At 67.2% G+C, this 25,836-nt stretch carries 24 protein-coding genes and 2 pseudogenes; 14 read left to right on the top strand and 12 right to left on the bottom strand.

Going from position 1 to position 25,836, the window contains the following annotated elements; genetic code table 11:
• Window positions 1-142: 142 nt before the first annotated feature.
• Complete coding sequence (gene purD / locus CA606_RS01510; protein ID WP_096052718.1) at window positions 143-1,426, bottom strand: phosphoribosylamine--glycine ligase; 1,284 nt, start codon at window positions 1,424-1,426, stop codon at window positions 143-145.
• An 11-nt stretch (window positions 1,427-1,437) separates the two neighbouring features.
• Here purD and CA606_RS01505 point away from each other — a divergent pair, with 11 nt between their 5' ends.
• Window positions 1,438-2,211, top strand: coding sequence for a DUF2306 domain-containing protein (locus CA606_RS01505; RefSeq protein WP_096052719.1), 774 nt, complete (start codon window positions 1,438-1,440; stop codon window positions 2,209-2,211).
• On the top strand, window positions 2,208-3,041 hold the full coding sequence (locus CA606_RS01500; RefSeq protein ID WP_096052720.1) for a LytTR family DNA-binding domain-containing protein: 834 nt from the start codon (window positions 2,208-2,210) through the stop codon (window positions 3,039-3,041). The genes CA606_RS01505 and CA606_RS01500 overlap by 4 nt, the downstream gene beginning before the upstream one ends.
• On the opposite strand, the gene phoB is transcribed toward CA606_RS01500, so the two are convergent.
• From phoB to CA606_RS01470, 6 genes are all read right to left on the bottom strand, one after another.
• The gene (gene phoB / locus CA606_RS01495) at window positions 3,038-3,730 is read right to left on the bottom strand and encodes a phosphate regulon transcriptional regulator PhoB (RefSeq protein ID WP_096052721.1); all 693 of its coding nucleotides are present in this window, start codon (window positions 3,728-3,730) and stop codon (window positions 3,038-3,040) included. The two genes, CA606_RS01500 and phoB, sit on opposite strands and share 4 nt — an antisense overlap.
• Before the next feature lie 21 nt (window positions 3,731-3,751).
• Window positions 3,752-4,444: a phosphate signaling complex protein PhoU gene (gene phoU, locus CA606_RS01490; RefSeq protein ID WP_010918182.1), complete on the bottom strand. Its 693-nt coding sequence runs from the start codon at window positions 4,442-4,444 to the stop codon at window positions 3,752-3,754.
• Window positions 4,445-4,469: 25 nt separating this feature from the next.
• Entirely contained in the window at window positions 4,470-5,300 is an 831-nt protein-coding gene (gene pstB / locus CA606_RS01485) for a phosphate ABC transporter ATP-binding protein PstB (protein WP_096053909.1), read from the bottom strand.
• 57 nt (window positions 5,301-5,357) lie between these two features.
• Window positions 5,358-6,653, bottom strand: a complete 1,296-nt coding sequence (pstA, locus tag CA606_RS01480; RefSeq protein WP_096052722.1) for a phosphate ABC transporter permease PstA — start codon at window positions 6,651-6,653, stop codon at window positions 5,358-5,360.
• Window positions 6,646-8,079, bottom strand: coding sequence for a phosphate ABC transporter permease subunit PstC (gene pstC, locus CA606_RS01475; RefSeq protein WP_096052723.1), 1,434 nt, complete (start codon window positions 8,077-8,079; stop codon window positions 6,646-6,648). Before pstC ends, pstA begins: the two co-directional genes overlap by 8 nt.
• Before the next feature lie 151 nt (window positions 8,080-8,230).
• Window positions 8,231-9,646, bottom strand: coding sequence for a sensor histidine kinase (locus tag CA606_RS01470; RefSeq protein ID WP_096052724.1), 1,416 nt, complete (start codon window positions 9,644-9,646; stop codon window positions 8,231-8,233).
• A 163-nt stretch (window positions 9,647-9,809) separates the two neighbouring features.
• On the opposite strand from CA606_RS01470, the gene CA606_RS01465 reads away from it, so the two are divergent.
• From CA606_RS01465 to dapD, 9 genes are all read left to right on the top strand, one after another.
• Window positions 9,810-13,067: an autotransporter outer membrane beta-barrel domain-containing protein gene (locus tag CA606_RS01465; RefSeq protein ID WP_096052725.1), complete on the top strand. Its 3,258-nt coding sequence runs from the start codon at window positions 9,810-9,812 to the stop codon at window positions 13,065-13,067.
• 261 nt (window positions 13,068-13,328) lie between these two features.
• Window positions 13,329-14,870 carry an OprO/OprP family phosphate-selective porin gene (locus CA606_RS01460; RefSeq protein ID WP_096052726.1) on the top strand — a complete coding sequence of 514 codons (1,542 nt, stop codon included), beginning with the start codon at window positions 13,329-13,331 and terminating at the stop codon, window positions 14,868-14,870.
• Between the two features lie 24 nt (window positions 14,871-14,894).
• Window positions 14,895-15,944, top strand: coding sequence for a sulfate ABC transporter substrate-binding protein (locus tag CA606_RS01455; RefSeq protein ID WP_096052727.1), 1,050 nt, complete (start codon window positions 14,895-14,897; stop codon window positions 15,942-15,944).
• 173 nt (window positions 15,945-16,117) lie between these two features.
• Window positions 16,118-17,224, top strand: a complete 1,107-nt coding sequence (locus CA606_RS01450; protein WP_096052728.1) for a histidine kinase dimerization/phosphoacceptor domain -containing protein — start codon at window positions 16,118-16,120, stop codon at window positions 17,222-17,224.
• 17 nt (window positions 17,225-17,241) lie between these two features.
• On the top strand, window positions 17,242-17,709 hold the full coding sequence (locus CA606_RS01445; RefSeq protein ID WP_096052729.1) for a response regulator: 468 nt from the start codon (window positions 17,242-17,244) through the stop codon (window positions 17,707-17,709).
• On the top strand, window positions 17,709-17,978 hold the full coding sequence (locus tag CA606_RS01440; RefSeq protein ID WP_096052730.1) for a SemiSWEET family sugar transporter: 270 nt from the start codon (window positions 17,709-17,711) through the stop codon (window positions 17,976-17,978). The genes CA606_RS01445 and CA606_RS01440 overlap by 1 nt, the downstream gene beginning before the upstream one ends.
• A gap of 83 nt (window positions 17,979-18,061) precedes the next feature.
• Window positions 18,062-18,976, top strand: coding sequence for an acetylglutamate kinase (argB, locus tag CA606_RS01435; protein ID WP_096052731.1), 915 nt, complete (start codon window positions 18,062-18,064; stop codon window positions 18,974-18,976).
• A complete protein-coding gene (locus tag CA606_RS01430) occupies window positions 18,973-19,638 on the top strand; it encodes a pyrimidine 5'-nucleotidase (protein ID WP_096052732.1) in 666 nt (221 codons plus the stop codon). The genes argB and CA606_RS01430 overlap by 4 nt, the downstream gene beginning before the upstream one ends.
• A complete protein-coding gene (dapD, locus tag CA606_RS01425; RefSeq protein ID WP_096052733.1) occupies window positions 19,635-20,495 on the top strand; it encodes a 2,3,4,5-tetrahydropyridine-2,6-dicarboxylate N-succinyltransferase in 861 nt (286 codons plus the stop codon). The genes CA606_RS01430 and dapD overlap by 4 nt, the downstream gene beginning before the upstream one ends.
• 8 nt (window positions 20,496-20,503) lie before the next feature.
• Here the strand turns inward: dapD and CA606_RS20480 are convergent.
• Together CA606_RS20480 and CA606_RS01420 are read right to left on the bottom strand one after the other, a co-directional pair.
• Window positions 20,504-20,626, bottom strand: a pseudogene (locus CA606_RS20480) (hypothetical protein); the annotation flags it as partial.
• Window positions 20,625-20,951, bottom strand: coding sequence for a cell surface protein (locus tag CA606_RS01420; protein WP_096052734.1), 327 nt, complete (start codon window positions 20,949-20,951; stop codon window positions 20,625-20,627). The gene CA606_RS01420 and the pseudogene CA606_RS20480, both read right to left, overlap by 2 nt.
• A 110-nt stretch (window positions 20,952-21,061) precedes the next feature.
• Between CA606_RS01420 and fmt the strand changes: the two genes are divergently transcribed.
• On the top strand, window positions 21,062-21,988 hold the full coding sequence (fmt, locus tag CA606_RS01415; protein ID WP_096052735.1) for a methionyl-tRNA formyltransferase: 927 nt from the start codon (window positions 21,062-21,064) through the stop codon (window positions 21,986-21,988).
• Complete coding sequence (gene truA, locus CA606_RS01410) at window positions 21,988-22,731, top strand: tRNA pseudouridine(38-40) synthase TruA (protein ID WP_096052736.1); 744 nt, start codon at window positions 21,988-21,990, stop codon at window positions 22,729-22,731. The genes fmt and truA overlap by 1 nt, the downstream gene beginning before the upstream one ends.
• Before the next feature lie 141 nt (window positions 22,732-22,872).
• Here truA and CA606_RS01405 read toward each other — a convergent pair whose 3' ends face one another.
• Complete coding sequence (locus tag CA606_RS01405) at window positions 22,873-23,793, bottom strand: glutaminase (protein ID WP_096052737.1); 921 nt, start codon at window positions 23,791-23,793, stop codon at window positions 22,873-22,875.
• 17 nt (window positions 23,794-23,810) lie between these two features.
• Window positions 23,811-24,971 (bottom strand): succinyl-diaminopimelate desuccinylase, encoded by a 1,161-nt coding sequence (gene dapE, locus CA606_RS01400; RefSeq protein WP_096052738.1) that lies wholly within the window; start codon window positions 24,969-24,971, stop codon window positions 23,811-23,813.
• 64 nt (window positions 24,972-25,035) lie between these two features.
• Between dapE and CA606_RS01395 the strand changes: the two genes are divergently transcribed.
• The gene (locus tag CA606_RS01395; protein ID WP_096052739.1) at window positions 25,036-25,515 is read left to right on the top strand and encodes a cupin domain-containing protein; all 480 of its coding nucleotides are present in this window, start codon (window positions 25,036-25,038) and stop codon (window positions 25,513-25,515) included.
• A 41-nt stretch (window positions 25,516-25,556) separates the two neighbouring features.
• Here the strand turns inward: CA606_RS01395 and CA606_RS19800 are convergent.
• Window positions 25,557-25,708 (bottom strand): annotated as a pseudogene (locus CA606_RS19800) (hypothetical protein); the annotation flags it as partial.
• Window positions 25,709-25,836: the final 128 nt, after the last annotated feature.

Genomic DNA, 25,836 nt, shown 5'->3' with positions numbered 1-25,836 from the left:
TGGGGAGCGCCGCGCAACCCAAAGATCCTCCCCCTAGCGGGGGAGGTGTCGGCTCGACGAGACGACGGAGGGGGAAGAGGCAGGCTCCACAGAACACCCCCCTCCGGCCCTACGGGCCACCTCCCCCACTAGGGGGAGGGTTTTAGGAAGCCTTCAACGCCCGCCAGCCGATGTCGCGACGATAGAAGCCGCCTTCCAGCGAAACGCGCTCAAGCGCGCCGTAAGCCGCCTCGCGGGCTTCGCTCAAGGTCTGGCCCAAGGCGCAGACGTTCAGCACCCGGCCGCCCGAGGCCACAAGACGCCCCTCGAACTCACGCGTCGTGCCGGCGTGGAAGACCACGACGCCGGCGCCGAAGTCCGTATCGGCGCCCTGGATGCGGCCGCCGGTCTTGGGCGCGTCGGGATAGCCCTCGGCCGCCAGCACGACGCAGATCGCCGCCTCCTCGCGCCACTTCGGCGGCGCGGCCGAGGCCAGTTCGCCCTTCGCCGCCGCCAGCAGGATAGGGACGATGTCGCTCTCAAGGCGCAGCATCAGGGTCTGGCACTCGGGATCGCCGAAGCGGGCGTTGTATTCGACGAGCTTGGGACCCGCAGGCGTGAGCATAAGTCCGGCGTAGAGCACGCCGACATACGGATTGCCCTCGGCGGCCATGCCCTCGACGGTAGGAACGATCAGCTCGCGCCAAGCCTGGTCGATCAGGTCCTGGGTCAGGATTGGCGGCGGCGAATAGGTGCCCATGCCGCCGGTGTTGGGGCCCTCGTCGCCGTCATAGGCGCGCTTGTGATCCTGGGCCGCGCCGAACAGCACAGCGGTCTTGCCGTCACAGACCGCGAACAGCGAGGCCTCCTCGCCGTGCATGAACTCCTCGATCACCACCCGCGCGCCGGCCGAACCGAACCGGCCGCCCAGCATGTCCAGCACGGCGGCGTCGGCCTCGGCCCGTGTGGCGGCGATCACCACGCCCTTGCCCGCCGCCAGACCGTCGGCCTTGATCACGAACGGCGCTTCCAGGGTGTCGAGGAAAGCGCCGGCCGAGGCGGCGTTCTCGAACACGCCATAGGCGGCCGTCGGCAGGCCGTGACGCTGACAGAAGTCCTTGGTGAAGGCCTTGGACGTCTCCAGCTGCGCGGCGCGCTGGCTACCGCCGAAACAGGGGATACCGACCGCCGCCAGCTTGTCGGCGAGACCGACCTCCAGCGCCGACTCCGGACCGACCACCACCAGATCCGCGCCGATCTCCTGGGCCAGGGCGACGAGGCCATCGGCGTCAGTCGCCGTGACCGCGCGCAGCTCGGCCACGGCTTCGATCCCGGGGTTGCCCGGGGCCGCAACAAGGCGACCGCAAAGCGGCGACTGGGCGATCTTCCAGGCCAGGGCGTGCTCACGCCCGCCGGACCCGACGAGGAGGATGGTCAGCTTTTCCATGAGCGCGGGGTGTGACGCGCGACCGGCATCGGGTCAAGCGCGCTCTCGCCCCCACAGGCCGCCATTCGCCCCTTCTCGCTGGCGACGATGTCGGCCGTGCGCAGAAGAGGCCCATGGACGCACTCTTCCACCCCGCCCTCGCCCTGCACATCAGTTGCGGCCTGATCCTCGTCGGCGCGGGTCTCCTGCCGCTCTGCACAACCAAGGGCTCGCAATGGCATCGGCGCGCGGGCCGCGTCTTTGTTGTGCTTATGAGCATGCTCCTGGCCGCCGCCTGGGTCATGACAGCGCTACGGTTCAACGCCTACTTCGCCGCCCTGTCCTCGACCGCCACCCTGACCGTTTTCTCGGGCGTGCGGGTCCTCAGGCGCAAGCGGCCCGATCTCGATCCGCATCAGCGCGCCACGCGGCTGGACTGGACCGCGACCCTGGCGGTCATCGCGGTGGGGATCTGGGTTCTGGGTCTTCTGCTGAGCGGTAGAACGGCCAGTCCCAAGGCCACCACGATCGCCCTGGTCTATGCCTGCTTCCTCTATGGCGGGTGGGACCTCTGGCGGTTCATCCAGCCGACGGCATGGCCCTTTTCGCCAGACCTCTGGACCTACGAGCATCTTGTGAAGATGCTGAGCGCCTATGGCGCGGTGCTCAGCGCCTTTTCGGGAAACTTCCTGACCTTCCTGCCCAAGCCATGGAGCCAGCTCTGGCCGACCCTGCTGTTTCAACCCGTGGCGATCATCTGGGTCGCCGCCCTGGTGGTGCGTCGCAAACGCTTGTCGCCCGTGTGAGGGCCGCGCCGACCACCGCGTGGGTCGTGGGTCTTACGGCCTATAGCTGGTTGGCGACCACCCTTTGCGCCGCCTGGTTCGCCCGCCGCTTCGCCCTGGCCGATGGGCGGGTCCTGAGCGTCGAGCAGTCCCTGGCCTGGCAAGGGGCGATCTATGCCGCCTGGCTGCCCGTGATCGGCGTCGTCTGGCTGGTGCTACGGCGGTTTGGAGCTGGCCCCCGAGGCGTCCTGGCCGCCTTCGCCACCGGCCTCGTCATCGTACCGCTGGAGGCCGTGGTCGCCAGCCTGATCGACCAGGCCTTCGCCGGCGGCGGCGACCTCGCGGAGAGGGCGTTGGGTCGCGCGCCAGTCTGCATCCTGTTGCATACCGCCATCGTCGCAGTCGGCCTGGCCGCTGCGCACCACCGCCGAGCCGCCGAAGCAAGCGCGCGCAATGCGCTCCTGCAGGCCGCCCTCGCCGAAGCCCGCGCCACGCCCGTCTTGGACGTGGCTGAACGCCTGATGGTCATGGCCGGCGCACGCCGCGTCCCGGTGGACATCACGGCGGTCGAATGGTTCGGCGCGGCCGACAATTATGTGGTCGTCCATTGGGACGGACGCGAGGGCCTGATGCGCGCGACCTTACAGAGCCTCGAGGCGCGGCTTGATCCGCGCCTCTTCGCCCGTGCTCATCGATCGGCGCTGGTCAACCTGTCCAAGGTTTCACAAGCCCAGCCCCTGTCCGATGGCTCGTGGCGGCTGACCCTGGCCAGCGGCGCGGAGGTCGTGACCAGCCGAACCTACCGCGACGCGTTGCTCAAGCGTCTTGGCCGACAGGCCTCAGACTCTTAGGCCGCGTCCATATCCAGCGAGTAGCCCGCCGAACGCACGGTGCGGATCGGATCGGCGTCAGCCGTGCCGTTCAGCGCCTTGCGGAGACGACCGATGTGGACGTCAACAGTGCGAGCCTCGACATAGACGTCCGAGCCCCAGACCGCGTCCAGCAGTTGCTCGCGGCTGAACACCCGGCCCGGGTGCTGCATCAGATAGTCGAGCAGGCGGAACTCGGTCGGGCCAAGATGGATTTCCTTGCCGCTCCGCTTCACGCGGTGGGCGACGCGGTCGATGATGATGTCGCCGACCGTGATGCGGTCATCGGCCAGACCCGGGCGGATCCGACGCAGCACGGCGCGGACCCGGGCGGTCAGTTCCACCATCGAGAACGGCTTGACCACATAGTCGTCGGCCCCGGTGTCGAGCCCGCGGATACGGTCGGTTTCCTCGCCGCGCGCCGTCAGCATGATGATCGGCACGTTGCGCGTCTCGGCGCGGCCGCGCAGCCGGCGGCAGACCTCGATGCCCGAGACCTTGGGCAGCATCCAGTCGAGGATGACCAGGTCGGGCGCCCGCTCATTGGCCATGATCAGGGCTTCCTCGCCGTCTCCGGCGACGCCGACGCGGTAGCCTTCCTTGTCGAGGTTGTAGTGAAGCAGGGTGGCCAGGGCGTCTTCGTCTTCGACCACCAGAACGTAGGGAGTCATGTCAGGCCGCCTCTTCCGGAACTACTGCGACAGCACGTCGAGCTTGGGACGTTGCGAGGTCAGTTCCTCGCCCGTCAGCTCGAAATGGATGATTTCAGCGATGTTGGTGGCATGGTCGCCGATCCGCTCGAGGTTCTTGGCCACGAACAGTAGGTGCGTGCACGCGTTGATCGTCCGCGGATCACCCATCATGTAGGTCAGCAGCTCGCGGAAGATCGCGTTGTAGTGCTCGTCAACCTCTTCGTCGCGGCTCCACACGCCGATGGCGCGCTGGAGGTCCGACGTGGTGTAGGCGTCCAGCACGTCCTTCAGGCGGCCCTGGACCAGCTTGCCCATGCGCTCGATAGAGCGCGTCAGGGCGCTCATCGGGTCGGCCTCGGTCAGGATCAAGGCGCGCTTGCCGATGTTCTTGGCCATGTCGCCGCAGCGCTCCAGGCTCATCGAGATCTTCAGCGCGGCGACGGCGTGGCGCAGGTCCACCGCCATGGGCTGACGCAGCGCGATCAGGCGGAAGGCCTTGCGCTCGATCTCGGACTGCAGCGTGTCGAGGCGCTCATCGCCGGCGACCACGGCCTGGGCCAGCGGGCCGTCGCGGCGGGCGATGGCGGCGATACAGTCGGCGACCTGGCTCTCGGCGATGCCACCCATGCGGGTGACTTCGGCCGTCAGGTGGGCCAGCTCTTCGCCGTACGATTTGACGGTATGTTCGGTCATCTCTGTTTTCTCCCGCGCGCCTGGATCAGCCGAAGCGGCCGGTGATGTAGTCCTGGGTGCGGTTGTCGCGAGGATTGGTGAACATCTCCTCGGTCGGGCCGCTCTCAACCAGCTTGCCGAGGTGGAAGAAGGCCGTGCGCTGCGAGACGCGGGCGGCCTGGGCCATCGAGTGCGTGACGATGACGATGCAGAACTGGCTGCGCAGCTCGTCGATCAGCTCCTCGATCTTCGCCGTCGCGATCGGGTCCAGGGCCGAGCAGGGCTCGTCCATCAGGATCACTTCGGGCGACACGGCGATGGCGCGGGCGATCACCAGACGCTGCTGCTGGCCGCCCGAGAGGCCGGTGCCGGGCTGGTGCAGGCGATCGGCGACCTCGTTCCAGAGACCAGCCTTCTTGAGGCTGCTTTCGACGATGGCTTCCAGTTCGGCCTTGCCGCTCGCTAGGCCATGGATGCGCGGCCCATAGGCGACATTCTCGAAGATGGTCTTCGGGAAGGGGTTCGGCTTCTGGAACACCATGCCGACGCGCGAGCGCAGGACCACCGGGTCGACGCTCCTGGCGTTGACGTCGGCGCCGTCGATCTCGATCGTTCCTTCGACGCGCGCCGAAGGGATCGTGTCGTTCATGCGGTTGATGCAGCGCAGGAAGGTCGACTTGCCGCAGCCCGACGGGCCGATGAAGGCGGTGACCGACTTGGCCGGAATGTCGAGGTCGACGTCGAACAGGGCCTGCTTGTCGCCATAGAAGACCTTGACGCCGCGCGCCTTGATTTTCGGGGCGGCGATCGCCGGAGCGACAGGGGCGGCGGAGGTCACCGGCGCGCGGGCGGAATCATCGGGGCTTTGGACGGTCATGGCGTGTCCCTGGAGGAGGGGCGAAGCGAGGGGGTTCAGGATCGAGGTCATGGCGTCCTACCAGCGGCGCTCAAAGCGGCGGCGCAGGATCACGGCCAGGGCGTTCATCACGATCATGAAGACAAGAAGGACCATGATCGCGGCGGCGGTGCGCTCATGGAAGGCGCGTTCAGACGCGTTCTCCCAGATGAACACCTGAACCGGCAGGACCGTGGCGGCGCTGGTGAGGCCTTCGGGCACCCCCGGCACGAACGAGACCATGCCGATCATCAGCAGCGGCGCGGTCTCTCCCAGGGCGTGGGCCAGCGACAGGATCGCGCCGGTCATCACGCCCGGCATGGCCAGCGGCAGCACATGGTGAAAAACGGTCTGCGTCTTGCTGGCGCCGACACCCAGGGCGGCTTCACGGATCGAAGGCGGCACGGCCTTCAGCGCCGAGCGGGTGGCGATGATCACGGTGGGCAGGGCCATCAGGGCCAGCACCAGGCCGCCCACCAAGGGCGAACCGCGCGGGACGTTCAGCCAGTTGATGAAGAGGGCCAGGCCCAGCAGGCCGTAGACGATCGACGGCACGGCCGCGAGGTTGTTGATGTTCACCTCGATGATGTCGGTCCAGCGGTTCTTCGGCGCGAACTCTTCCAGATAGACAGCGGCCATCACGCCTACAGGCACCGAGATCAGGGCCGTGATCAGCAGCATCATGGCCGAACCGACCACCGCGCCCAACACCCCGGCCTGCTCTGGCTCGGTCGAGTCGGAGTGGGTGAAGAAGCCGACATTGAAGCCCGAGGTGATCGCGCCGTCCTTCTTCAGCTTGTCCAGCCAGTCCAGTTGCTGATTGTCGAGCTTGCGATCACCTTCGTCGGTCGAGCGCTTGAGCTCGCCCTTGAAGTAGAGGTCCGCATCGGCCTTCAGCGGGCCCTTCAGCGTAATGGTCTGGCCGATCAGCGACTGGTCGGCCTTGAGCTTGTTGAGGATCTGGAAGCCGAAATCTCGCGACATCAGGTCCTGGACCTTGGTCGAGATGGTCCCGTAATCGTCGTCCTGAACGCCCAGCTTCTTCATCACCGCCTCGGCGACGATGTAGTCGTAGTTGACGCCGGACAGGTCGGACGTGTCGATCCGCTCGGGGTTCAGATAGACCGGCACGGACAGGGTATGGGTCTCGAAGGTCGAGTAGCCCTGCGTCACGATCCGTCCGACCAACACCACCAGGAAGATCATCGCGACGATGATCGCCGCCAGCCCTTGCGCCTTGAAGAGGCGCTCGGCGCGGTGGCGCTTCTTGAGCCGGGCCTCGGCGGCCGAGAGAGTCTGGCGCGGGCCGGCCGCGCCGCGAGTCGCGTCAGTCATATTGTTCCCGGTACTTCTGGACGATGCGCAGGGCGACGATGTTCAGGCAGAGGGTGACCACGAAGAGGGTCAGGCCCAGGCCAAAGGCCGACAGGGTCTTGGGGCTGTCGAACTCCTGGTCGCCGGTGAGCAAGGTGACGATCTGGACGGTGACGGTGGTCACCGTATCGAGCGGGTTGGCGGTGAGCTTGGCTTGCAGACCGGCGGCCATGGTCACGATCATGGTTTCGCCGACGGCGCGCGAAACGGCCAGCAGCATGGCGGCCATGATGCCCGGCAGGGCGGCCGGCAGGACGACCTTCTTGACCGTTTCCGACTTGGTGGCGCCCATCGCGTAGCTGCCGTCACGCAGGCTTTGCGGCACGGCGTTGATGATGTCGTCCGACAGCGAGGAGACGAACGGGATCAGCATGATCCCCATCACCACCCCGGCCACCAGCGCCATCTGGTTCTGGACTTCCATCAGGTAGGTGGCCAGTGGGCCAGGGGGCAGGGCCGCGCCAATGGCGTTGAAGCCGGCGCGGAACAGCGGACCCACGGTCAGGGCGGCGAAGAAGCCGTAGACCACGGTGGGCACGCCTGCCAGAATCTCGAGCAGCGGCTTGACGACGCCACGGACGGTGCGCCCGGCGTACTCCGAGAGGTAGATCGCCGAGTAGAGGCCGACGGGCGCGGCCACCAGCATGGCGATCAACATGATCAGGAAGGTGCCGGCGAACAGCGGCACGGCGCCAAAAGCGCCCGAAGATGCGACCTGGTCGGCGCGCATGGCGATCTGCGGGCTCCACTCCGTTCCGAGCAGGAACGAGAGCGGGCTAACGCTCTGGAAGAAGCGCCAGCTTTCCCAGACCAGGGACAGCACGATGCCCAAGGTCGTGAGGACCGCCGCCACGGAGCAGGCGATCAGCAGGATGTTGGTCCAACCCTCGACGCGATTGCGGGCGCGGAACTCGGGGTTGATGCGCGGAAAGGCCAGCAGGAAACCCGCCAGGGCCAGGACGCCGGCGCCGGCCAACATGCCCGTATTCAGCAGCGTCTCGATACGCTTGGCCTCGGCGACCTTGGCGTCCAGAGCAACCTTCAGCTCGCCCTCGTAGGTAACTTCCGAGGGGGCCTGCTTGGCCGCAATCGCGCGGGCGTCGCTGTAGAACACCGCCTGGCGGTCCGGCTCCAGCGCCTGAACGGCGGCGGGGCGGGTCGACTGCAGGATCGTGTCCTCGACACGACCGGCGAACATGACGCCCAGCATCAGCAGCAACGCGGCGGGAATGCCGGCCCAAAGCGCCACATAGGCCCCGTAGTAGTTGGGAAGGGAGTGCAGGACGCGGGTTCGGCCTGCGGCCGTGGTCGTCGCCCGACGTCGGCCAGCCACGAAAGCTGCACCAGAAAACAGCGCCAGAACGAGAAGCGAGAGCCAGGTCAGCATGCGTGAGGCTAATCTTGCGCGAGTTGTCGAGAACCGCGCAGGATCGCGGGCCCTCCCCCGGCCCGTCTATGCCGGTCCGGCGCTGTGCTTATGCGACAGTTGTATGACAGTTTGACGACAGCGGCGGGACTTTACCCGACACCGACGACGATCAGGCTTCGGCGACCGTCGTGGTCGTCGGTTTCGCAACCGCCTCGGCCTTCGCCATCGGCAGGTAGACGCCGAAGGTGGCCCCCTGGCCTTGAACGCTCTCGACCGTCAGGCCGCCGCGATGGCGGTTCATGATGTGTTTCACGATCGCCAGGCCCAGGCCGGTGCCGGACTTGTCGCCGCTCTTCTGACCTTCGACGCGGTAGAACCGCTCGGTCAGGCGCGGCAGGTGCTCGCGCGCCAGTCCGGGGCCCCGATCGGTGACGCGAAGCACGGCGTAGCGCTCGGCGGGGTCATGATCCGGCGTCAGCAACGACATCCGCGACGCTGCCGGATCGCGCGGCGCCGACGCGGCCTCGACCGCCAAGCTGGGGAACACCTCGATCCGCACGACACCGTCACGCGGCGTGTACTTGATGGCGTTATCGACCAGGTTTTGCACGACCTGGATGATCTGGTCGCGATCCCCGTCGACGATCGCGCCGCCGCGCGGCGGCAGCACGGGGTCGAACACCACCGCCTTTTCACGGGCCTGCGGACCCAGGGCGTCGATCACGTCGATCACGGCCATGGAGAGATCGACACGGCCCAGCGGGGCGATGTGCTCGTTCAGCTCGATCCGGGAAAGGCTCATCAGGTCATCGATCAGGCGCGACATCCGCTCAGCCTGGGCCAGCATGATGGCCAGGAACTTGTCGCGGGCGCCGGGATCGTCCTTGGCGTGGCCGCGCAGGGTCTCGATGAAGCCGGACAGCGACGCGAGCGGCGTACGCAGCTCGTGGCTGGCGTTGGCCAAGAAGTCGGCGCGCGTGCGCTCGCTGCGGCGGGCGTCGGTCTCATCGCGCAAGGCCAGGAGCGCAAGTCGCGAACGACCGACCGTCTCCTTGAGCGGGCGCGCGGACGCCAGCCACGTACGCCCTTGCACGCCGCCAGTCTCGAACTCGGCCACGCCCTCGATCCCGCCGAACAAGGCCTCGTCGACCGCCTCCAGAACGCGCGGATGACGCACGGCGGTCACCAGCAGCGCCCCCTTGTGCTGAATCTTGAACAGTTCGCGGGCGGTGGCGTTGGCGAACAGGAAGCGCCGGCCCGTGAGGTCGTCGGCCTCCTCGGCCGCGATCACCATCAGCGGATCGGGCAACTGGTCCAAGATCGCGGCGAAGGGCGGCTGCTCGGCCGCGGTCACCGTCGGTTGGGCCAGGATGCTTCCCTCGACGCCGGCGGTTCTCGCCTCTTTTCGGCGGTTCAGAAAAACGCCTGCGCCGCCCACCGCAAGCGCGGCGAGGACCGCAGGCATCGGCTCGGCAAGACCCAGCGCCGCCAGCGCCAAAAGCGCCCCCGGCCCAATCAACAACGACCACGGCGCGCTCGCATGAGCGCGCGCGGGACTGCCCTGGGGTGTGTTCGCCAACGGCATCGTGGGAGTTCACCGATTCAAGCGAGAGGCGATTCGACGATCCAGATATGGCGCCCCGCCAAGCCATGCGATAGACGAATGACGCCCAAGTGCGCGTCGCGAGCGGAACTCACCGTATTTTCGCCGCATCGTGACCTGAATTAGTGGCCCGGTTTCTATCGAGGTGTCGTTCGTAATGCAGCGCAAGGTCCTGGTCGCGACGGTCGCGGCCGCTCCTCTTCTGGCCATCGGTTTCGCCGCCTCGGCTGAAACCCCGGTCTCCACCGCGCGCACGACGCCGATCGCGACCAGCACGGCGACCGGAACCGCCGCGGACGATATTCGCATCACCGCCGACGGCTCGATCAAGCCGACCACGGCCGGTCCGATTGTGACGATCGACAGCAATCACAAGGTGACGAACCTCGGCACGCTTTCGACCACCGGCGTCAACGACGGCGTGGGCGTCCTCATTATAGGCGGCAGGACCGGCGGGCTGACGAACTCGGCCACGATTTCGCTGCTTGAAGACTACACCCCCAGCGACAGCGACTCGGACGGCGACATCGACGGCGTGTTCGCCCAAGGCGCCAACCGCTTCGGCGTCCGCCTGACCAACGCCGGAACCTTCACGGGCGACATCGTCAACGATGCGACCGGCATCATCAGCATCGAGGGCAATAATTCCGCCGGCGTCCTGCTGGAAGGTCCGGTGGTGGGGAACATCACCAACCTCGGCTCGATCAGCGTCACCGGCGACAACGCCTATGGCGTGCGGATCGCCGCGCCCGTCACCGGCAAGGTGACCCTGGGCGGCCAGATCAACGTCCAGGGCGTCAACGCTGTCGCCCAGGCGATCGATGCGAACGTCTCGGGCGCTCTGGTTCTGCAGGGTACGACCAGCGCCACGGGCTATCGCTACACCTCGCGCCCCACGACGACGGACGCGTTGAACAAGCTGGACGCCGACGACCTGTTGCAGGGCGGGCCGGCGGTGCGCATCGGCGGCGACGTCAGCGGCGGCGTCCTTCTGCAGGGCCTGAACTATTCGTCCAAGGTCAACAGTGACGGCACCACGACGACGACCACGATTTCGTCGAGCAGCACCGGGACCTCGAGCATCAACGTCTTCGGCGGGGCCCCCGCTCTGCAGATCGGTTCGGCCAGTCAGAACGTGACCCTGGGCGCGGTCGGATCCGGCGACAACGCCTATGGCCTGATCGCCAAGGGGGCCATCTCCGCAGCGGGCGTCTATAACGGCGTCTCGGCCACGGGCGTCTCGATCGGCGCCGGCGGCGGGCGGACGACCACGCTCGTCGGCGGCCTGCGCAACGACGGACAGATCACCGCCACGTCCTACGAAGCCAACGCCACCGGTGTGGTGCTGAATTCGGGCGCCACCGCAGCCTCGATCCTCAATCGCGGCGCGCTGACCGCCAACGCCGCATCGTTCGCGGGATCCGGCGTGACCGCCAGCGCTCGCGGCCTGGTGATCGCCACCGGCGCCTCGGCGACCAGCTTCAGCAACACCGGGAGCGTCACCGCAACGCGCACGGGCGAGACCGGCGATGCGATCGCTGTGCTCGACCAAGCCGGGACGCTGCGGACCATCACCAACACCGGCGCGATCCGGGCGACTGTTTCCGCACCGGCCTACAAGGCCGACGGCACGGTCGCCAGTGTGACCGCCACGGGCCGTACGATCGCGCTGGATCTGCGCGCCAACAATTCGGGCGTGAACTTCACCCAGTCGGGCCCGGCGGACTTCACCTCGACCAGCACGTTCCCCAGCACCGACACCACCACCAGCGCCAGCTCGGCGTCGACCACGGTGGCGCCGTCGACCATCGGCGACGTGCTGTTTGGTGGCGGCGCCGACACCTTGAACGTCTGGAGCGGCACGCTGCTGGGCGAAATGTCCTTCGGGGCCGGCCAGGACCGCCTGTCGATCGACGGCGGCGCCGTCGCGCTGGGCAAGCTGTACGACAGCGATGGCAAGCTGGACCTGGCGATCGCCAACGGCAGCCTGGCGATCGCCAACAGCGACACCATCAACGTCAGCAGCGTGAATCTGGGCAGCAAGGCCAAGCTTCTGTTCTCGGCGGACCCGACGGCGGGAACCAACACCAAGCTGGTCGTGTCGGGCGCGACCACGATCGCCACGGGCGCTGAACTGGGCATCCGCATGGCCAATCTGGTCAAGCAGCCGACGACGTTCACGGTGATCCAGGGCTCGAACATCAACGTCGGGACGATCGGCAACAGCCTGCTGGCCGAGTCGCCCTACCTGTACGTCGCCACCAGCCGGGCCGACGCCAACAACGTCTATATCGACGTCCGTCGTCGCACCGCCGCCGAGATCGGCTTCAATCAAGCCGAAACCTCGGCCTATGACGCCGTGTTCAGCGCGCTGGGCGCGGACTCGACCCTCGCCGCGACCTTCCTGAACCAGAACTCGCGTGACGGTTTCCGCGACCTTTATGACCAGATGCTACCCGACCAGGGCGAAGGCCTGTTCGCCGCGCTGCAGACGGTCAACCAGCAGGTTTCGGCGGCCACCATGTTCCGCCCTGATCCGGGCGACCGCTACGGCCCCGACAGCGTCTGGGTGCAGGAGATCAACTCGCTGACCCGTCGCGACACCGACCAGACCCTCGGTTCGGACACCCAGGCCTTCGGCTTTGTGGGCGGTTACGAAGCGATCGGCGACGCCGGCGGCGCGCTGGGCCTGACCCTGGCCTATGTCAGCATCGAAGAGCACGACACGGTCGCCAAGGTCGGCGAACAAACCACCGCCTCGTTCGTGCAAAGCGGCGCCTACTGGCGGCGCTCCGTGGGCGGCTGGCGCTTCAACGCCGGCGGTGGCCTGGGTTACGCCTTCTTCCAAGGGGATCGCCGCTTCATCGCGCCGGACTCCGACGGCGACGGCGTGGCGGACCTGCTCCTGAAAAACAGCGCTGACTGGAACGGCGTGACCGCCAACGCCTATGCCGGCATGGCCTACGAACAGAAGTTTGGCCGATTCTTCGCCCGCCCCGAAGGCCGCCTCGACTATGTCTGGCTGCGCGAGGGCAAGCGCACTGAAAAGGGCGGCGGCGACGCCTTCGACCTGACCGTCGACAAGCGCACCTCCAGCAATCTCAGCGGTGAACTGGGCGTGGTGATGGGCGCGGACTTCGGTAAGCAGGTCTGGTGGCGTCCGGAAGTCCGCGTCGGCTACCGCCAGACGCTGGCCGGCTCGGTGGGCGACACCGTGGCGCGCTTCAAGGGCGGCAACGCGTTCTCACTGGCCGCGATGGACGACAAGCAAGGCGCGCTGACCGCCGGCTTCGCCCTGCGAGCGGGTACGCCCATGTCGTACCTCGCGCTGGAGGGCGGCGTCGAAGCCGCCAAGAAGCAGAAGCGCTACAATCTGCGCCTCTCTGGCCGGGCCATGTTCTAAGCCGCGTCAAATCGTCTCAAGACCACGTATCGGTTCAGAAGGCCGCCTCGGGAGACCGAGGCGGCCTTTTGCGCGAACGGATTGTTAATCGCTTCAACCGTTTGATTCCGTAGAAGATTCGCGGATTTTTTCGCGACACTTCGTCGCGCCTCAAGAAAATCTCGGGGGCGACTCCCTTAATCTCTATTCCCGAGCTGGGATTAATCGTCTCCCTTAGGCTCGGCAGGTCGGCTCGCGCTGCGCGCCGAGAGGGGACTAACGATGACCGTTGCCAAGACTGCCTTCCGCGCCGCGTTGATCGCGGGCGCTTCCCTGCTCATCACCGCCGGCGCTGCGTCGGCCCAAACCTCGTCGTCCGACGACGCCACCGCCCGTATCGCCGCGCTTGAGGCGCAACTTCAGGCCCTGCAAAAGCAGGTTTCCGACCTGAGGGCCGCCACCACCGCCGCCACCGCCAAGGACGCCAAAGCCGCTCAGAGCGCGACCACCGTCAGCATGGCGAACGGGCGTCCGACATTCTCGACCGGCGACGGGGCGTTCTCAGCGTCGATCCGCGGCTTCTTCCAGGCCGACGCCGCGCGCTACGACCAAAGGCCCGCCGGCCCCTTGGCCACGGACTTCCGCAGAGGCTCGTTCGGCGACGCGACCGAAAACGACCGCGTGCGCGATCTTTCCGACGGCGTAAACGTCCGCCGCGCTCGCCTGGGCATCGAGGGCAAGGTCTTCGGCGCCTTCGACTACAACATGGTCTACGATTTCGGTGGCTCCGGCACGGAAGAGGCCGGGAAGATCTCCTCGGCCTGGCTTCAATACAGCGGCTTGCCGGTGAAGGTCCGCGCGGGCTTCTATCCGCACCCCACCAGCCTGGAAGACGCCGCCAGCTTCACCGGGTCGCTCTTCCCCGAGCGGGCGTCGGTCGCCGAGACGGTCCGAGGTCTTGCAGGCGGCGACGGCCGCGCGACGATCGGGGTGTTCCATAACGGCGAACGCTGGAACTTCTCCGCAGCCGTCACCGGCAACACCGTCACGACCCAGACGTTCGACGAACAACTCGGCGTTATCGGCCGCTTCTCGGTTGTCCCCTTCAAGGGCGATGGCTGGCTGATCCACACCGGGGTGAACACCAACCTTGTCATCCATCCCGCCAAGGGCGGTCCGGACGTCGCCGCGACCGGCGGCGCCATCAGCAACCTGCGCCTGCGCGATCGACCTGAACTGCGCGTCGATGGCGCGCGCCTGATCGACACGGGCAATATCGACGCCGACAGCCTGACCGCGATCGGTCTGGAGTTCGGCGCGATGCGCAAGAACGTCTTCGTTCAGGCCGAATACTTTGACATCAAGGTCAAGCGTCGCAGCAGCACGCTGGCGGATCCGAAGTTCAATGGCTGGTATGTCCAGGCCGGCTGGACCCTGACGGGCGAGGCTCGCCGCTACAGCACCGCGACCGCTGGCTTCGATGCGCCGCGCCCCGCCAAGCCCTTCGACCTGAAGAAGGGGAACTGGGGCGCGATCGAACTCGCCGCGCGCTATTCGAACTTCGACCTCGACTATCTGGCGGGCCCGGCGGGCTCCTCGCCCGTCGCCGGCGCGATCCGTGGCGGCGAGCAGAACATCTTGTCGCTGGGCGTGAACTGGTACCTCAATTCGGTCGTTTCGCTCTCCGCGGCGTACCGCAATGTCGAGGTCAATCGCCTCTCGCCGGGCGGCACGGCCTTCGTCGCCGGCTCAACCCCGCCCGCAGGGGCGCAGGTCGGCCAGGACCTCGATATCTGGTCCGTCCGAACACAGTACGTCTTCTAACCACCGCAGCACCGAGGACACTTCATGGCTCGTCATTTTGACAAACCCACGCGACGAGGTGTCCTCGGCGCCGCCACGGTGGGCGCCGGCGTTCTCGCCGCGCCCGCCCTGCTTGGCGGCGTCGCCCATGCTCAAGGCAAGACGGTCACGCTGCTGAACGTCAGCTATGACCCCACGCGAGAGCTCTACAAGGATATCAACGCGGCCTACGCGACCTACTGGAAGACGCGCGTCGGTCAGACCCTGACCATCAACCAAAGCCACGGCGGCTCGGGTAAGCAGGCGCGATCGGTGATTGACGGGCTCCAGGCCGATGTCGTCACCCTGGCGCTCGCCTATGACATCGACGAAATCGCCACCAAGGGGCGCTTGCTGCCCGCCAACTGGCAGTCGCGGCTCCCGCAGAACTCCACGCCCTATACTTCGACGATCGTCTTCCTCGTCCGCAAGGGCAATCCTAGCAAGGTCAAGGACTGGAGCGACCTGATCAAGCCCGGCGTCGAGGTCATCACGCCCAATCCCAAGACCTCCGGCGGCGCGCGCTGGAACTATCTGGCGGCCTGGGCCTGGGCGCTCAAACAGCCGGGCGGCGACGCCGCCAAGGCCGAGGCCTATGTGAAGGCCCTGTTCGAACACGTCCCGATTCTTGATACGGGCGCGCGCGGCGCGACCACCACCTTCACCCAGCGCGGCATCGGTGATGTCCTGCTGACGTGGGAGAACGAAGCCTACCTCGCCCAGGAGGAACTGCCCGGCAAGTTCGACATCGTCTACCCGTCGTTGTCGATCCTGGCCGAGCCGCCGGTCGCCCTGGTCGACAAGAATGTGGATCGCCACAAGACCCGAACCGTGGCCCAGGGGTATCTGAACTTCCTCTACAGCCCGCTCGCTCAGAATCTCATCGCCAAGCACCACTACCGTCCGCGCAACGCGGCCGTCGCAGCCAAGTACGCCAGCAAGTTCAAACAGATCCCGCTGGTGACGATCGACGACACCTTCGGCGGCTGGAAAAAGGCGCAGGCTACGCATTTCAACGACGGCGGCGCCTTCGACCGTATCTATCGACCCAAGTAGCGCCGGCCTCGGGGCTCGTCCGTTCCGGGAAGTCCGGGCGAGCCCTCGATCATCGCAGCGACCGGCTAGAACGGCCCCAGGTCCGGCGGGTCCTCACGCCGGGGCGCAACCTCTGTTGGGAACTCGACAAGATCGGGTACGTTGAGCGTCCACGGGGAGGTGGGAGCTTAGCCTTGGAAGACTATTCGGAATCGCGCCGGGCCGGCGAGCGACTCGCCGCCGGACATGATGTCGGCGATCCATTCGCCGCAGCGATCCGGGCTACCCGCATGGCCATGATCGTCACCGACGCAACCCAGGCCGACAATCCCATCATCTTCGCGAACGACGCCTTCCTGAAACTGACCGGCTATTCCCGCGACGAGATCATCGGCCGAAATTGCCGCTTCCTGCAGGGCCCAGACACCGACCCAAAGGCCGTGCAGACCGTGCGGGACGCGGTGACGGCCGGAGAAGACGTCACGGTCGACCTGCTGAACTACCGCAAGGACGGCTCGGCCTTCTGGAACGCTCTTTATCTGTCACCGGTGCGCAACGACGCCGGGCGGATCGTCTATTTCTTCGGCTCACAACTGGACGTCACCGACAGGAAGGCCGTTGAGGTTCGCGCTCGCGACCACAGCGACGGCCTTCAGCAGATGGTGGACGAGCGGACGCGCGAACTGACCCAGGCGCTGGAGCAGAAGACCGTCTTGCTTCACGAGGTGGACCACCGCGTGAAGAACAACCTTCAGCTCATCTCGAGCCTGCTGCTGCTGCAGAACCGGCGCGTGCCTGATCCTGCGGTCAAGGCGTCGTTGAAGGGCATGCTGGGCCGGGTCAACGCCATTGCGACGGTCCACCGCCGCCTGTTCCAGAGCGAGGACGTGGAGCGCTTCGACGTCTCGGCGTTCATTCGCGACATCGTCGCCGACCTGATGGGCTCGGCCATGCGCGACGACATTCGGGTCGAGCTGGATCTTGAGCGCGTCGAGATCCCCGCCGCCAAGGCCGCGCCCCTGGCCCTGGTCGTCAACGAGCTGCTGACCAACGCTCTGCGACACGGCTTTCCCGAGGGACGCGGCGGCCGCATCTTTGTCGGCGTCTCGCGCCTAAACGGTGTTTTCCGGATCGAAATCACAGACGACGGCGTTGGTCTGGACAGGGAAACGCAAACGTCCGGCTTTGGCCTCACCATCGTTCAGCTGCTCTGCCAGCAGCTGAAGGCGAAGTGGGAAACCACCGACGCGGAACCCGGAACCCGTGTGGTCGTTCTATTGCCCGTCGATGGGGCGCACTAGGTAAGGACATTTGTACAATGAGCCGGCCAGCGCTCGATGTTCTGATTGTCGAAGACGAGATGCTTCTCGCCATCGAACTGGAGCATCTGATCGAGGAGGCTGGTTGCCGCCCGCTCGGCTGCGCCATGAGTTCGGTCGAAGCCGTAGCCTTGGCGGAGCGACTGCACCCTGACCTCGCGCTCGTCGACGTCCATCTCAGCGACGGCCCCACGGGCGTCGATGTCGCTCGCCGGATCGCTGACGACTGTGGCGGGGTCGCCCTGTTCATGACCGCGAACGTCAAACGCCTGCCCGATGATTTCGCCGGCGCATGCGGCGTGATCGGCAAGCCCTATTCCGAGCATGGCGTGAAGACCGCGCTGGCCTATCTCGCGGTGTGCCTCACCGAGGGGCGCGCGCCGGGTCCGGTTCCCGTCGGCCTGGCCCTCGCGCCGGCCTACGCCGCGCGTTGGGGCGTAGGGGACGTGCTGCCTAGGACCGCCTGATGTCGGGGCCGCCCCTTGCGGTGTTGGTCGGAACCCTGGCCGCGTTGCTTTCGATCGGCAGCTTCGCGCCCCAAATCCTCAAGACCTGGCGAGAAAGGGATGCTTCGGCGGTCTCCCTGCGCATGTACGTGGTCACCGTCGCTGGGTTTGGTTGCTGGTTGACCTACGGCTTCATGATCCGGGCCTGGCCGGTGATCGTGTCCAACCTCGCGTGCCTTCTGATGGCCGGCACCATGCTGGCGCTCAAGCTGCGGTTCCGTCGCGCGTAAAGCTGCGGGGTTCGTTTTTGATGACAGGGGGTGCGGGGTCCGCTATCGAGGCGCCGCTCTTTTCCGCATCGAGGAACGCCGCCTTGACCGACGTCGCCGAGGAAGCTGGCTGGGCCACCGCCAAGACCCTGGCCGAGGCCCTGCCCTACATCCAGATCTACGATCGCGAAACGGTCGTGATCAAATACGGCGGCCACGCGATGGGCCAGGAAGATGTGGCCAAGGTCTTCGCCGCCGACGCGGTCCTGCTGAAGCTCTTGGGCGTGCACCCGGTGGTCGTTCACGGCGGCGGTCCGCAGATCAGCCGCATGCTCGACAAGGCCGGCGTGAAGTCGACCTTTGTCGACGGCCTGCGCGTCACTGACGAAGCGACGATGGAAGTCGCCGAGATGGTGCTGTCGGGCGCGATCAATAAGGAAATCGCCAACTGGATCACGCTGGCCGGCGCCGAAGCCGACGTGCGCGGCGTGGGCCTGTCGGGCAAGGACGCTCGCCTGATCACCGCCGAAAAGGTGACCCGGACCAAGAAGGACCCCGACAGCAATATCGAGCAGGCGGTGGACCTTGGCTTCGTGGGCGAGCCCACCAAGGTGGATCCCCAGCTGATCGAGGCCCTGCTGACCTCGGAGCACGACTACATCCCGGTCGTCGCGCCGATTGGCGTTTCGCCGGCTGGCGACACCTTCAACATCAACGCCGACACCGTGGCCGGCGCCCTGGCCGGCGCGCTGAAGGCCAAGCGCATGCTGATGCTGACCGACATCAAGGGCGTGCTCGACGGCAACGGCGAACTGATCCGTGAAATGACGATCGAACAGGCTCGCGCGCTGATCGACACGGGCGTGGCCACCGGCGGCATGATCCCGAAGCTGGAGAACGCCATCCACGCGATCGAGTCGGGCGTCGAAGCTGTCGTCATCCTGGACGGCCGTCGCCCCCACGCCATGCTGGTCGAGCTGTTCAGCGAGTACGGCGCGGGCACGCTGATCAAGCGATGAGCGCGGACCTCTCCCACGTCGACACCTGGCTGTTCGACCTCGACAACACGCTCTACCCGATGGAAAGCCAGTTCATGGGCCTCATCGAGGTCAAGATGACGGACTTCGTCGAGCGCGAAACGGGGCTCCCCCGCGAGGAAGCCCGGGCGCTGCAGAAGCAGTACTTCCTGGAACACGGCACGACCCTGGCGGGCCTGATGGCCAACCACAGCGTCGAGCCCAAGCGGTTTCTCGACGAAGTGCACGATGTCTCCATGGACCTCTTGGTCCCCGACGCGGCGCTGCGGGCGTCGATCTCACGCTTGCCGGGACGGCGGCTGATCTTCACGAATGGATCGCTGGGCCATGCCGAGCGCGTGCTGAATCACCTGAACCTGCACGACCTGTTCGACGACCTATTCGCCATCGAAAGCGCCGACTACCTGCCCAAGCCCGCCCTGGCGACCTTCGACAAGATCACCAAGATGCACGCCGTGCGCCCCCCCGAGGCGGCCTTCTTCGAGGACAGCGAGAAGAACCTCGTGCCGGCCTCTCGCCTGGGCATGACCACCGTGCTGGTCGGTCCGCACGCCGCCGCCTCGACCTCCGAACACGTCCATTTCCGCACCAACGATCTCGCCGCGTTCTTGAGCTCGGCGCGCCTGCAAGGAAGCCCCGCATGACCGCCGTGAGCCTGCCCTCCGTTTCTTTGGCCGATCTGCAAACCGAGATCGAAGCCGCCTGGGAAGCCCGCGCCGACGTGTCGGCCGCTACCACCGGCCCGGTCCGCACCGCCGTCGACGAAGCCCTGCGCCTGCTCGACAGCGGCGAGGCCCGCGTCGCCGAGAAGATCGACGGCGAGTGGTTCACCCATCAGTGGCTGAAGAAGGCCGTACTGCTGTCGTTCCGCCTGAACCCCAACACCGTGATGCGCTCAGGCGCGCTGGGCGGCGGCGTGGGTCCCTGGTGGGACAAGGTGGCCAACAAGTTCGACGGCTGGGACGCCCCGCAGTTCGAGGCCGGCGGCTTCCGCGCGGTGCCCGGCGCGATCGTCCGTCGCGGCGCCCACATCGGCAAGAACGTGATCCTGATGCCGTCGTTCGTGAACATCGGCGGCTATGTCGACGAGGGCACGATGGTCGACACCTGGGTGACGGTCGGCTCGTGCGCCCAGATCGGCAAGAACGTCCACCTGTCGGGCGGCGTCGGCATCGGCGGCGTGCTGGAGCCCCTGCAAGCCAACCCGACCATCATCGAGGACAACTGCTTCATCGGCGCTCGCTCGGAAGTCGTCGAGGGCGTAGTCGTCGGCGAGGGCAGCGTGTTGTCGATGGGCGTGTTCATCAGCGCCTCGACCAAGATCGTCGACCGCAAGACCGGCCAGGTCCACATCGGCAAGGTGCCGCCCTACAGCGTCGTCGTCCCCGGCAGCCTGCCCGACCCGAACGGCGGCCCGAGCCTCTACTGCGCGGTGATCGTCAAGACGGTGGACGCGCAAACGCGGTCGAAGACCAGCATCAACGACCTGCTGCGGGATTGATGCGCCAAAATCCTCCCCCTCACGGGGGAGGTGTTCGCGAAGCGAACGGAGGGGGAAGAAGCCGGATAGCCCGCACTCCCCCCTCCGGCCTTCGGCCGCCTCCCCCACGGGGGGAGGATTTCGCGTGTCCTACTTCGTCGCCTCGTGCAGCTGCTTCTTGCTCTCGGCGGCGCCTTCCTTGGCGTCCTGCTTCAAGTCCTTGCCGGCTTGCTTGAGCTCCTGCCCCGCCTCTCCAGCGGCTTCCTTCAGCTCCGCGCCCGTTTCCTTGGCGCTTTCCTTGATCGCGGTTCCGGCTTCCTTGACGTCCGGATCGTTGGCGATGTTGTGGGCCGCGTCCTTGACATCCGAGGCGGCGGCCTTGGCGCCTTCCTTCACTTCGGTGGCGTGCTCCTGAGAACAGGCGGCGAGCGAGAGGGCGGCGGCCCCGGCGGCGATCAGCAAAAGCTTGGAACGCATGGTCGTGCTCCTGGAAGGACAGCAAAATGGGTCGGCTGGATAACGGAGCGCCAAGGCACAGGTTCCGAGCGGGCTTTGCGTCCGGGGCTCGAGCCCGCTAAACCCCCGCCATGCGCATCGCCTTCCTCGGCACTCCCGATTTCGCCGTCACCTGCCTCGCCGAACTCGTCGCCTCCGGCCATGAGATCGTCTGCGTCTACTCCCAGCCGCCCGCCCCGCGCGGCCGCGGCCAGGACCTGAAGCCCTCGCCGGTCCACGCCTTCGCCGAGGGCCTGGGCCTGCCGGTCCGCACGCCGGTCTCGATGAAGACGCCCGACGAGATCGAGGCCTTCAAGGCGCTGGACCTAGACGCCGCCGTCGTTGTCGCCTTCGGCCAGATCCTGGTGCAGGCGGTGCTGGAGGCCCCGATCCACGGCTGCTTCAACCTGCACGCCAGCCTGCTGCCCCGCTGGCGGGGCGCCGCGCCGATCCAGCGGGCGATCATGGCCGGCGATCCGGTCACCGGCGTTCAGGTCATGCGGATGAGCGAAGGCCTCGACGAAGGCCCTATCCTGATGTCCGAACAGGTGGCCATCGCTGACGATGACACGGCCGCCAGCCTGCACGACAAGCTGGCCGCCGTCGGTGCGCGCCTGCTGCCCGTAGCCCTGGCCGCCATCGAGCGCGAGGTGGTCCAGGAAACCCCCCAGGCCGAGGACGGCGTCACCTACGCCAAGAAGATCAAGTCCGCCGAGGCCCGCATCGACTGGACCCGCCCAGCCGCCGAGATCGACCGCCACATCCGCGGCCTCTCGCCGTTCCCCGGCGCCTGGTTAGAGGCCCCGTCCGACAAAGGTCCCGTCAGGGTGAAGGCCCTGCTATCGCGCGTCGAGGCCGCCTCGGGCGTCGCTGGAACCGCGCTGGACGACGCCCTGCTGATCGCCTGCGGAGACGGCTCCATCCGCCTGCTGAAGGCTCAGCGCGAAGGCAAGGGCGTGCAAGACGCGCAGACCTTCACGCGCGGCTTTCCGGTTCCGGCGGGAACGGTCCTGGCCTGATGCCCCGCTACCGCCTCCTGGTCGAGTATGACGGCCGCCCCTACTCGGGGTTTCAGGCCCAGGCGACCCTGCCCAGCGTGCAGGGCGCGATCGAGGCGGCGGTGAAGGCCTTCTCCGGCGAAGAGGTGCGCATCGCCGCCGCCGGCCGCACCGACACGGGCGTCCACGCCACCGGCCAGGTGGTCCATGTCGACCTCGAAAAGGACTGGCCCGCTCAGACGGTGTTCAACGCCCTCAACGCCCACCTGACTCGCGAGGCGGTGTCGATCCTCTCGGCCGAGGTGGCGGAGGGCGACTGGCACGCGCGGTTCTCGGCCAATGAGCGGCGCTACCTCTACCGGATCCTCAACCGCCGCGCTCCGCCGGCCCTGGACAAGGGCCGGGTCTGGCACATGAAGAAGGACCTCGACCACGAGGCCATGCACGCCGCCGCCCAGCATCTCGTTGGCCTGCACGACTTCACGACCTTCCGCGACATGCACTGCCAGTCCAAGAGCCCGGTGAAGACGCTCGACGTCGCCCGCGTACGGCGGGTCGGCGAGGAGATCCACCTCGATTTCGAGGCGCGGTCCTTCCTGCATCGCCAGGTCCGCTCGATGACCGGCACCCTCGTCGAGGTCGGCGCGGGGCGCTGGACCGTGGACGACGTCAAGGCGGCGCTGGAGGCCAAGGATCGGCGGGAGTGTGGGCCGGTGGCGCCGGCGGATGGGCTTTATTTGGTGGGTGTGGGGTACGGGGAATAGCGCCCCCTCCGTCACGCCGCCTATCGGCGCCGCGCCACCTCCCCCGTTTCACGGGTGAGGAGGAATCCCACCATCCTCCCCCGCGCGCGGGGGAGGTGGATCGGCGCGCAGCGCCGAGACGGAGGGGGCGCTCTTTCGCCCCTACAGCACCGAACAGTTCGTGATCTGGCTGAACGCCTCCAGCGCCGCCGTGCCGACCACGCTCGTCCCAAAGCGATCGAGTTCCGGCGACCAGACCGCCACCGTCGCCTTGCGAGGAACCACCGCGACAATGCCGCCGCCCACCCCGCTCTTGGCCGGCAAGCCGACGCGGTAGGCGAAGCTGCCGACGCTGTCATAGATGCCGCAGGTCAGCAGCAGGGCGTTGAGGCGCCTCGTCAAACGTTCGGGGAACACCGTCTCCTGGGCGATCGGCGAAAACCCGCCGGCGGCCAGAGGCAGGAAGGCCCGCGCTAACTGGCGGCAGCTCATGGTCAGGGCGCATTGGCGGCAATAGGCGGCGACCACCGCCTCGGGATCGTGGGTGATCGTGCCCTGGCCGCGCATCAGGCTGGCGATGGCGCGGTTCTGCCAGGCGTGGGCCAGCTCCGAGGTCGCCACCGCCGGATCGATTTCCAACCGCTCACCGCATAGAAAGCCGGCGAAGTCACGGACCAGGGCCGCCGGGTCGCGGGTGACGTCCATCAGCACATCGGTGATGGCCAGGGCGCCGGCGTTGATGAACGGGTTGCGCGGCACGCCCTGCTCGGCCTCTAGCAACGAAAGGTGGTTGAACGGCGTGCCCGAGGGCTCCTTGCCCACCCGCGTCCAGGTCTCGTCGCCCAGGCGGTTCAGGGCCAGGCCCAGGGCGAAGACCTTGGTGATGCTCTGGACCGAAAAGCCCTCGTCCGCGTCACCGATCACGTGCTCGTCGCCATCGACCATCCGCACGGCCATGCCGAACTTGCCGCCGGGCACGGTGGCCAGTTGCGGGATGTAGTCGGCGGGCCGGCCCTTGCCGAAATGCGGCCTGACCAGCACCGCCACCTCGGCCAGGACGTCGGGGATCGAGAGCGCCTTCATCCTCGTCCCCGCCCCGCTCAGGCGAACGCCGCGAAGTAGCGCTTGATCAGCGCCTCGTAAGCCTCGGCGAGTTGGCGGACCTCCTCGAGGGGGACCCGCTCATCGACCTGGTGCATGGTCGAGCCGACCAGGCCGAACTCCACCACCGGGCACAGGGCCCGGATGAACCGCGCGTCACTGGTGCCGCCGGTGGTCGACAGCTCCGGCGCGCGGCCGGTGGCGTCGGTCACGGCGGCCACGATCACGTCGGTGAAGTCGCCCGGCTCGGTGAGGAACGCCTCGCCGCTGATCTTGCACAGCGCGCTGGCAGTCCCGTCGAAACCGTCCGCCGCCTTGGCGCACTCGGCCTCGATCCAGGCGGCAAGGTCCTTGCCCTTGTGGGCCGGGTTGAAGCGGATGTTGACCCGCGCCTTGGCCGAGGCGGGGATGACGTTGGTGGCGGTGTTGCCGACGTCGATCGTGGTGATCTCCAGGTTCGACGGCTGGAAGCCGGTGTAGCCGTCGTCCAGCACCCGCGCCTTCAGGGCCGACAGGATGTCGACCAGCACCGGAATCGGATTGGCCGCGCGGTGCGGATAGGCCACGTGGCCCTGGCGGCCCTCGACGGTGATCCAGGCGTTGATGCTGCCGCGCCGGCCGATCTTGACCATGTCGCCCAGCAAGTTGGCCGAGGTCGGCTCGCCGACGATGCAGTGGTCGATGATCTCGCCCTCGGCGGCCAGGGCCTCGACGACCTTGACGGTGCCGTCCTCTGCCACGCCCTCCTCGTCGCCGGTGATCAGGAAGCTAATCGAGCCGGGATGGTCGGAAATCTTGGCGACGGCGGCGACGAAGGCGGCGATGGCCGACTTCATGTCGACGGCGCCACGCCCATAGAGCACGCCGTCCTTGATCTCGGCTTCGAACGGCCCAGCGGTCCAGGCCGCGTCATCGCCCACGGGCACCACATCGGTATGGCCCGCGAAACAGAGATTCGGCCGCGCCGTCCCACGCCGGGCGTAGAGGTTCTCGATCTCGCCGAACTTCATCCGGCGGCAGGCGAAACCCAGGGCCTCCAGCTGGCGCTGAAGGGTGTCCATCGCGCCGGCGTCGGCCGGGGTCACCGACGGGCGACGGATCAGGGCCTGGGCAAGCTCTACAGGGTCAATGCTGACGGAAACGGGCGCGGGACGGGTCATGGTGCAGGCTTTAAGCTTCCCCTTGCGTCCGCGCAAATCCCGCACGCTTGTTCCAAGGTAGGTCATGCCCAAGATCGATCTCGCCGCCGCCCCCACCCGCATCGGCACGGCCTATCCCGCCCCGTTCAACCAGCCCTGCCTGCAGCGTCACCGCACCAAGCTGGGCGACGCGGCGGGGCTCGATCAGTTCGGCGTCAACCTGCTGCGCCTCCCCCCCGGCGCCTGGTCAAGCCAGCGCCACTGGCACACGGCCGAGGACGAGTTCACCTGGGTCGTCGAGGGCGAGGTGGTGCTGGTCGAGAATGACGGCGAGACCGTGCTGCGGGCCGGCGACTGCGCGGGCTTCAAGGCCGGGGTGGCGAACGGGCACTGCTTCCAGAACCGGTCGGATCGGGATGTGCTGCTGCTGGAGGTAGGCTCGCGGCGGCCGCACGTGGACGGCTGTGACTATCCGGATATCGACCTGGTGCTGCGGGATGGGGAGAGTGTTTACCGGCATCGGGACGGGACGCCGTATGAGACGGAGACCGGGCGGACGCGGTAGGGGGCGGATCGCTAGGTCCGCAATGGATGGATAGCGCACCAAATCCTCCCCCCAGCGGGGGAGGTGTCGGCGAAGCCGACGGAGGGGGAAGAAGCCGGCTCGGCGGAACTTCCCCCTCCGGCCTTCGGCCTCCTCCCCCTCTGGGGGGAGGATTTTCGAACGTCCGACTAGGGTCGCAAGCCGCCCTTGGGCGGTGCGATCCTTGAATCTCTTGGAGGCTGCAGCGTGCAGGGCTGATCAGGTCAGTCAAGGATCGCCTCCGGCGACCGCGCGCGGCGACGCGTAGCGTCGTCCTTGAGTGACCTGATCAGCCCTGCGATC

The sequence above is a fragment of the Caulobacter vibrioides genome, assembly GCF_002310375.3.
Lineage (GTDB): Bacteria > Pseudomonadota > Alphaproteobacteria > Caulobacterales > Caulobacteraceae > Caulobacter > Caulobacter vibrioides_D.
This window is presented reverse-complemented; position numbering and strand designations above follow the sequence as displayed.

Bases quoted from the DNA above. Each gene is read 5' to 3' on its own strand.
- purD (WP_096052718.1), bottom strand. From the start codon at position 1,426: ATGGAAAAGCTGACCATCCTCCTCGTCGGGTCCGGCGGGCGTGAGCAC.
- phoB (WP_096052721.1), bottom strand. From the start codon at position 3,730: ATGACTCCCTACGTTCTGGTGGTCGAAGACGAAGACGCCCTGGCCACC.
- phoU (WP_010918182.1), bottom strand. From the start codon at position 4,444: ATGACCGAACATACCGTCAAATCGTACGGCGAAGAGCTGGCCCACCTG.
- pstB (WP_096053909.1), bottom strand. From the start codon at position 5,300: ATGACCGTCCAAAGCCCCGATGATTCCGCCCGCGCGCCGGTGACCTCC.
- pstA (WP_096052722.1), bottom strand. From the start codon at position 6,653: ATGACTGACGCGACTCGCGGCGCGGCCGGCCCGCGCCAGACTCTCTCG.
- pstC (WP_096052723.1), bottom strand. From the start codon at position 8,079: ATGCTGACCTGGCTCTCGCTTCTCGTTCTGGCGCTGTTTTCTGGTGCA.
- CA606_RS01470 (WP_096052724.1), bottom strand. From the start codon at position 9,646: ATGCCGTTGGCGAACACACCCCAGGGCAGTCCCGCGCGCGCTCATGCG.
- CA606_RS01460 (WP_096052726.1), top strand. From the start codon at position 13,329: ATGACCGTTGCCAAGACTGCCTTCCGCGCCGCGTTGATCGCGGGCGCT.
- CA606_RS01455 (WP_096052727.1), top strand. From the start codon at position 14,895: ATGGCTCGTCATTTTGACAAACCCACGCGACGAGGTGTCCTCGGCGCC.
- CA606_RS01445 (WP_096052729.1), top strand. From the start codon at position 17,242: ATGAGCCGGCCAGCGCTCGATGTTCTGATTGTCGAAGACGAGATGCTT.
- CA606_RS01440 (WP_096052730.1), top strand. From the start codon at position 17,709: ATGTCGGGGCCGCCCCTTGCGGTGTTGGTCGGAACCCTGGCCGCGTTG.
- CA606_RS01430 (WP_096052732.1), top strand. From the start codon at position 18,973: ATGAGCGCGGACCTCTCCCACGTCGACACCTGGCTGTTCGACCTCGAC.
- dapD (WP_096052733.1), top strand. From the start codon at position 19,635: ATGACCGCCGTGAGCCTGCCCTCCGTTTCTTTGGCCGATCTGCAAACC.
- CA606_RS01420 (WP_096052734.1), bottom strand. From the start codon at position 20,951: ATGCGTTCCAAGCTTTTGCTGATCGCCGCCGGGGCCGCCGCCCTCTCG.
- fmt (WP_096052735.1), top strand. From the start codon at position 21,062: ATGCGCATCGCCTTCCTCGGCACTCCCGATTTCGCCGTCACCTGCCTC.
- truA (WP_096052736.1), top strand. From the start codon at position 21,988: ATGCCCCGCTACCGCCTCCTGGTCGAGTATGACGGCCGCCCCTACTCG.
- CA606_RS01405 (WP_096052737.1), bottom strand. From the start codon at position 23,793: ATGAAGGCGCTCTCGATCCCCGACGTCCTGGCCGAGGTGGCGGTGCTG.
- dapE (WP_096052738.1), bottom strand. From the start codon at position 24,971: ATGACCCGTCCCGCGCCCGTTTCCGTCAGCATTGACCCTGTAGAGCTT.
- CA606_RS01395 (WP_096052739.1), top strand. From the start codon at position 25,036: ATGCCCAAGATCGATCTCGCCGCCGCCCCCACCCGCATCGGCACGGCC.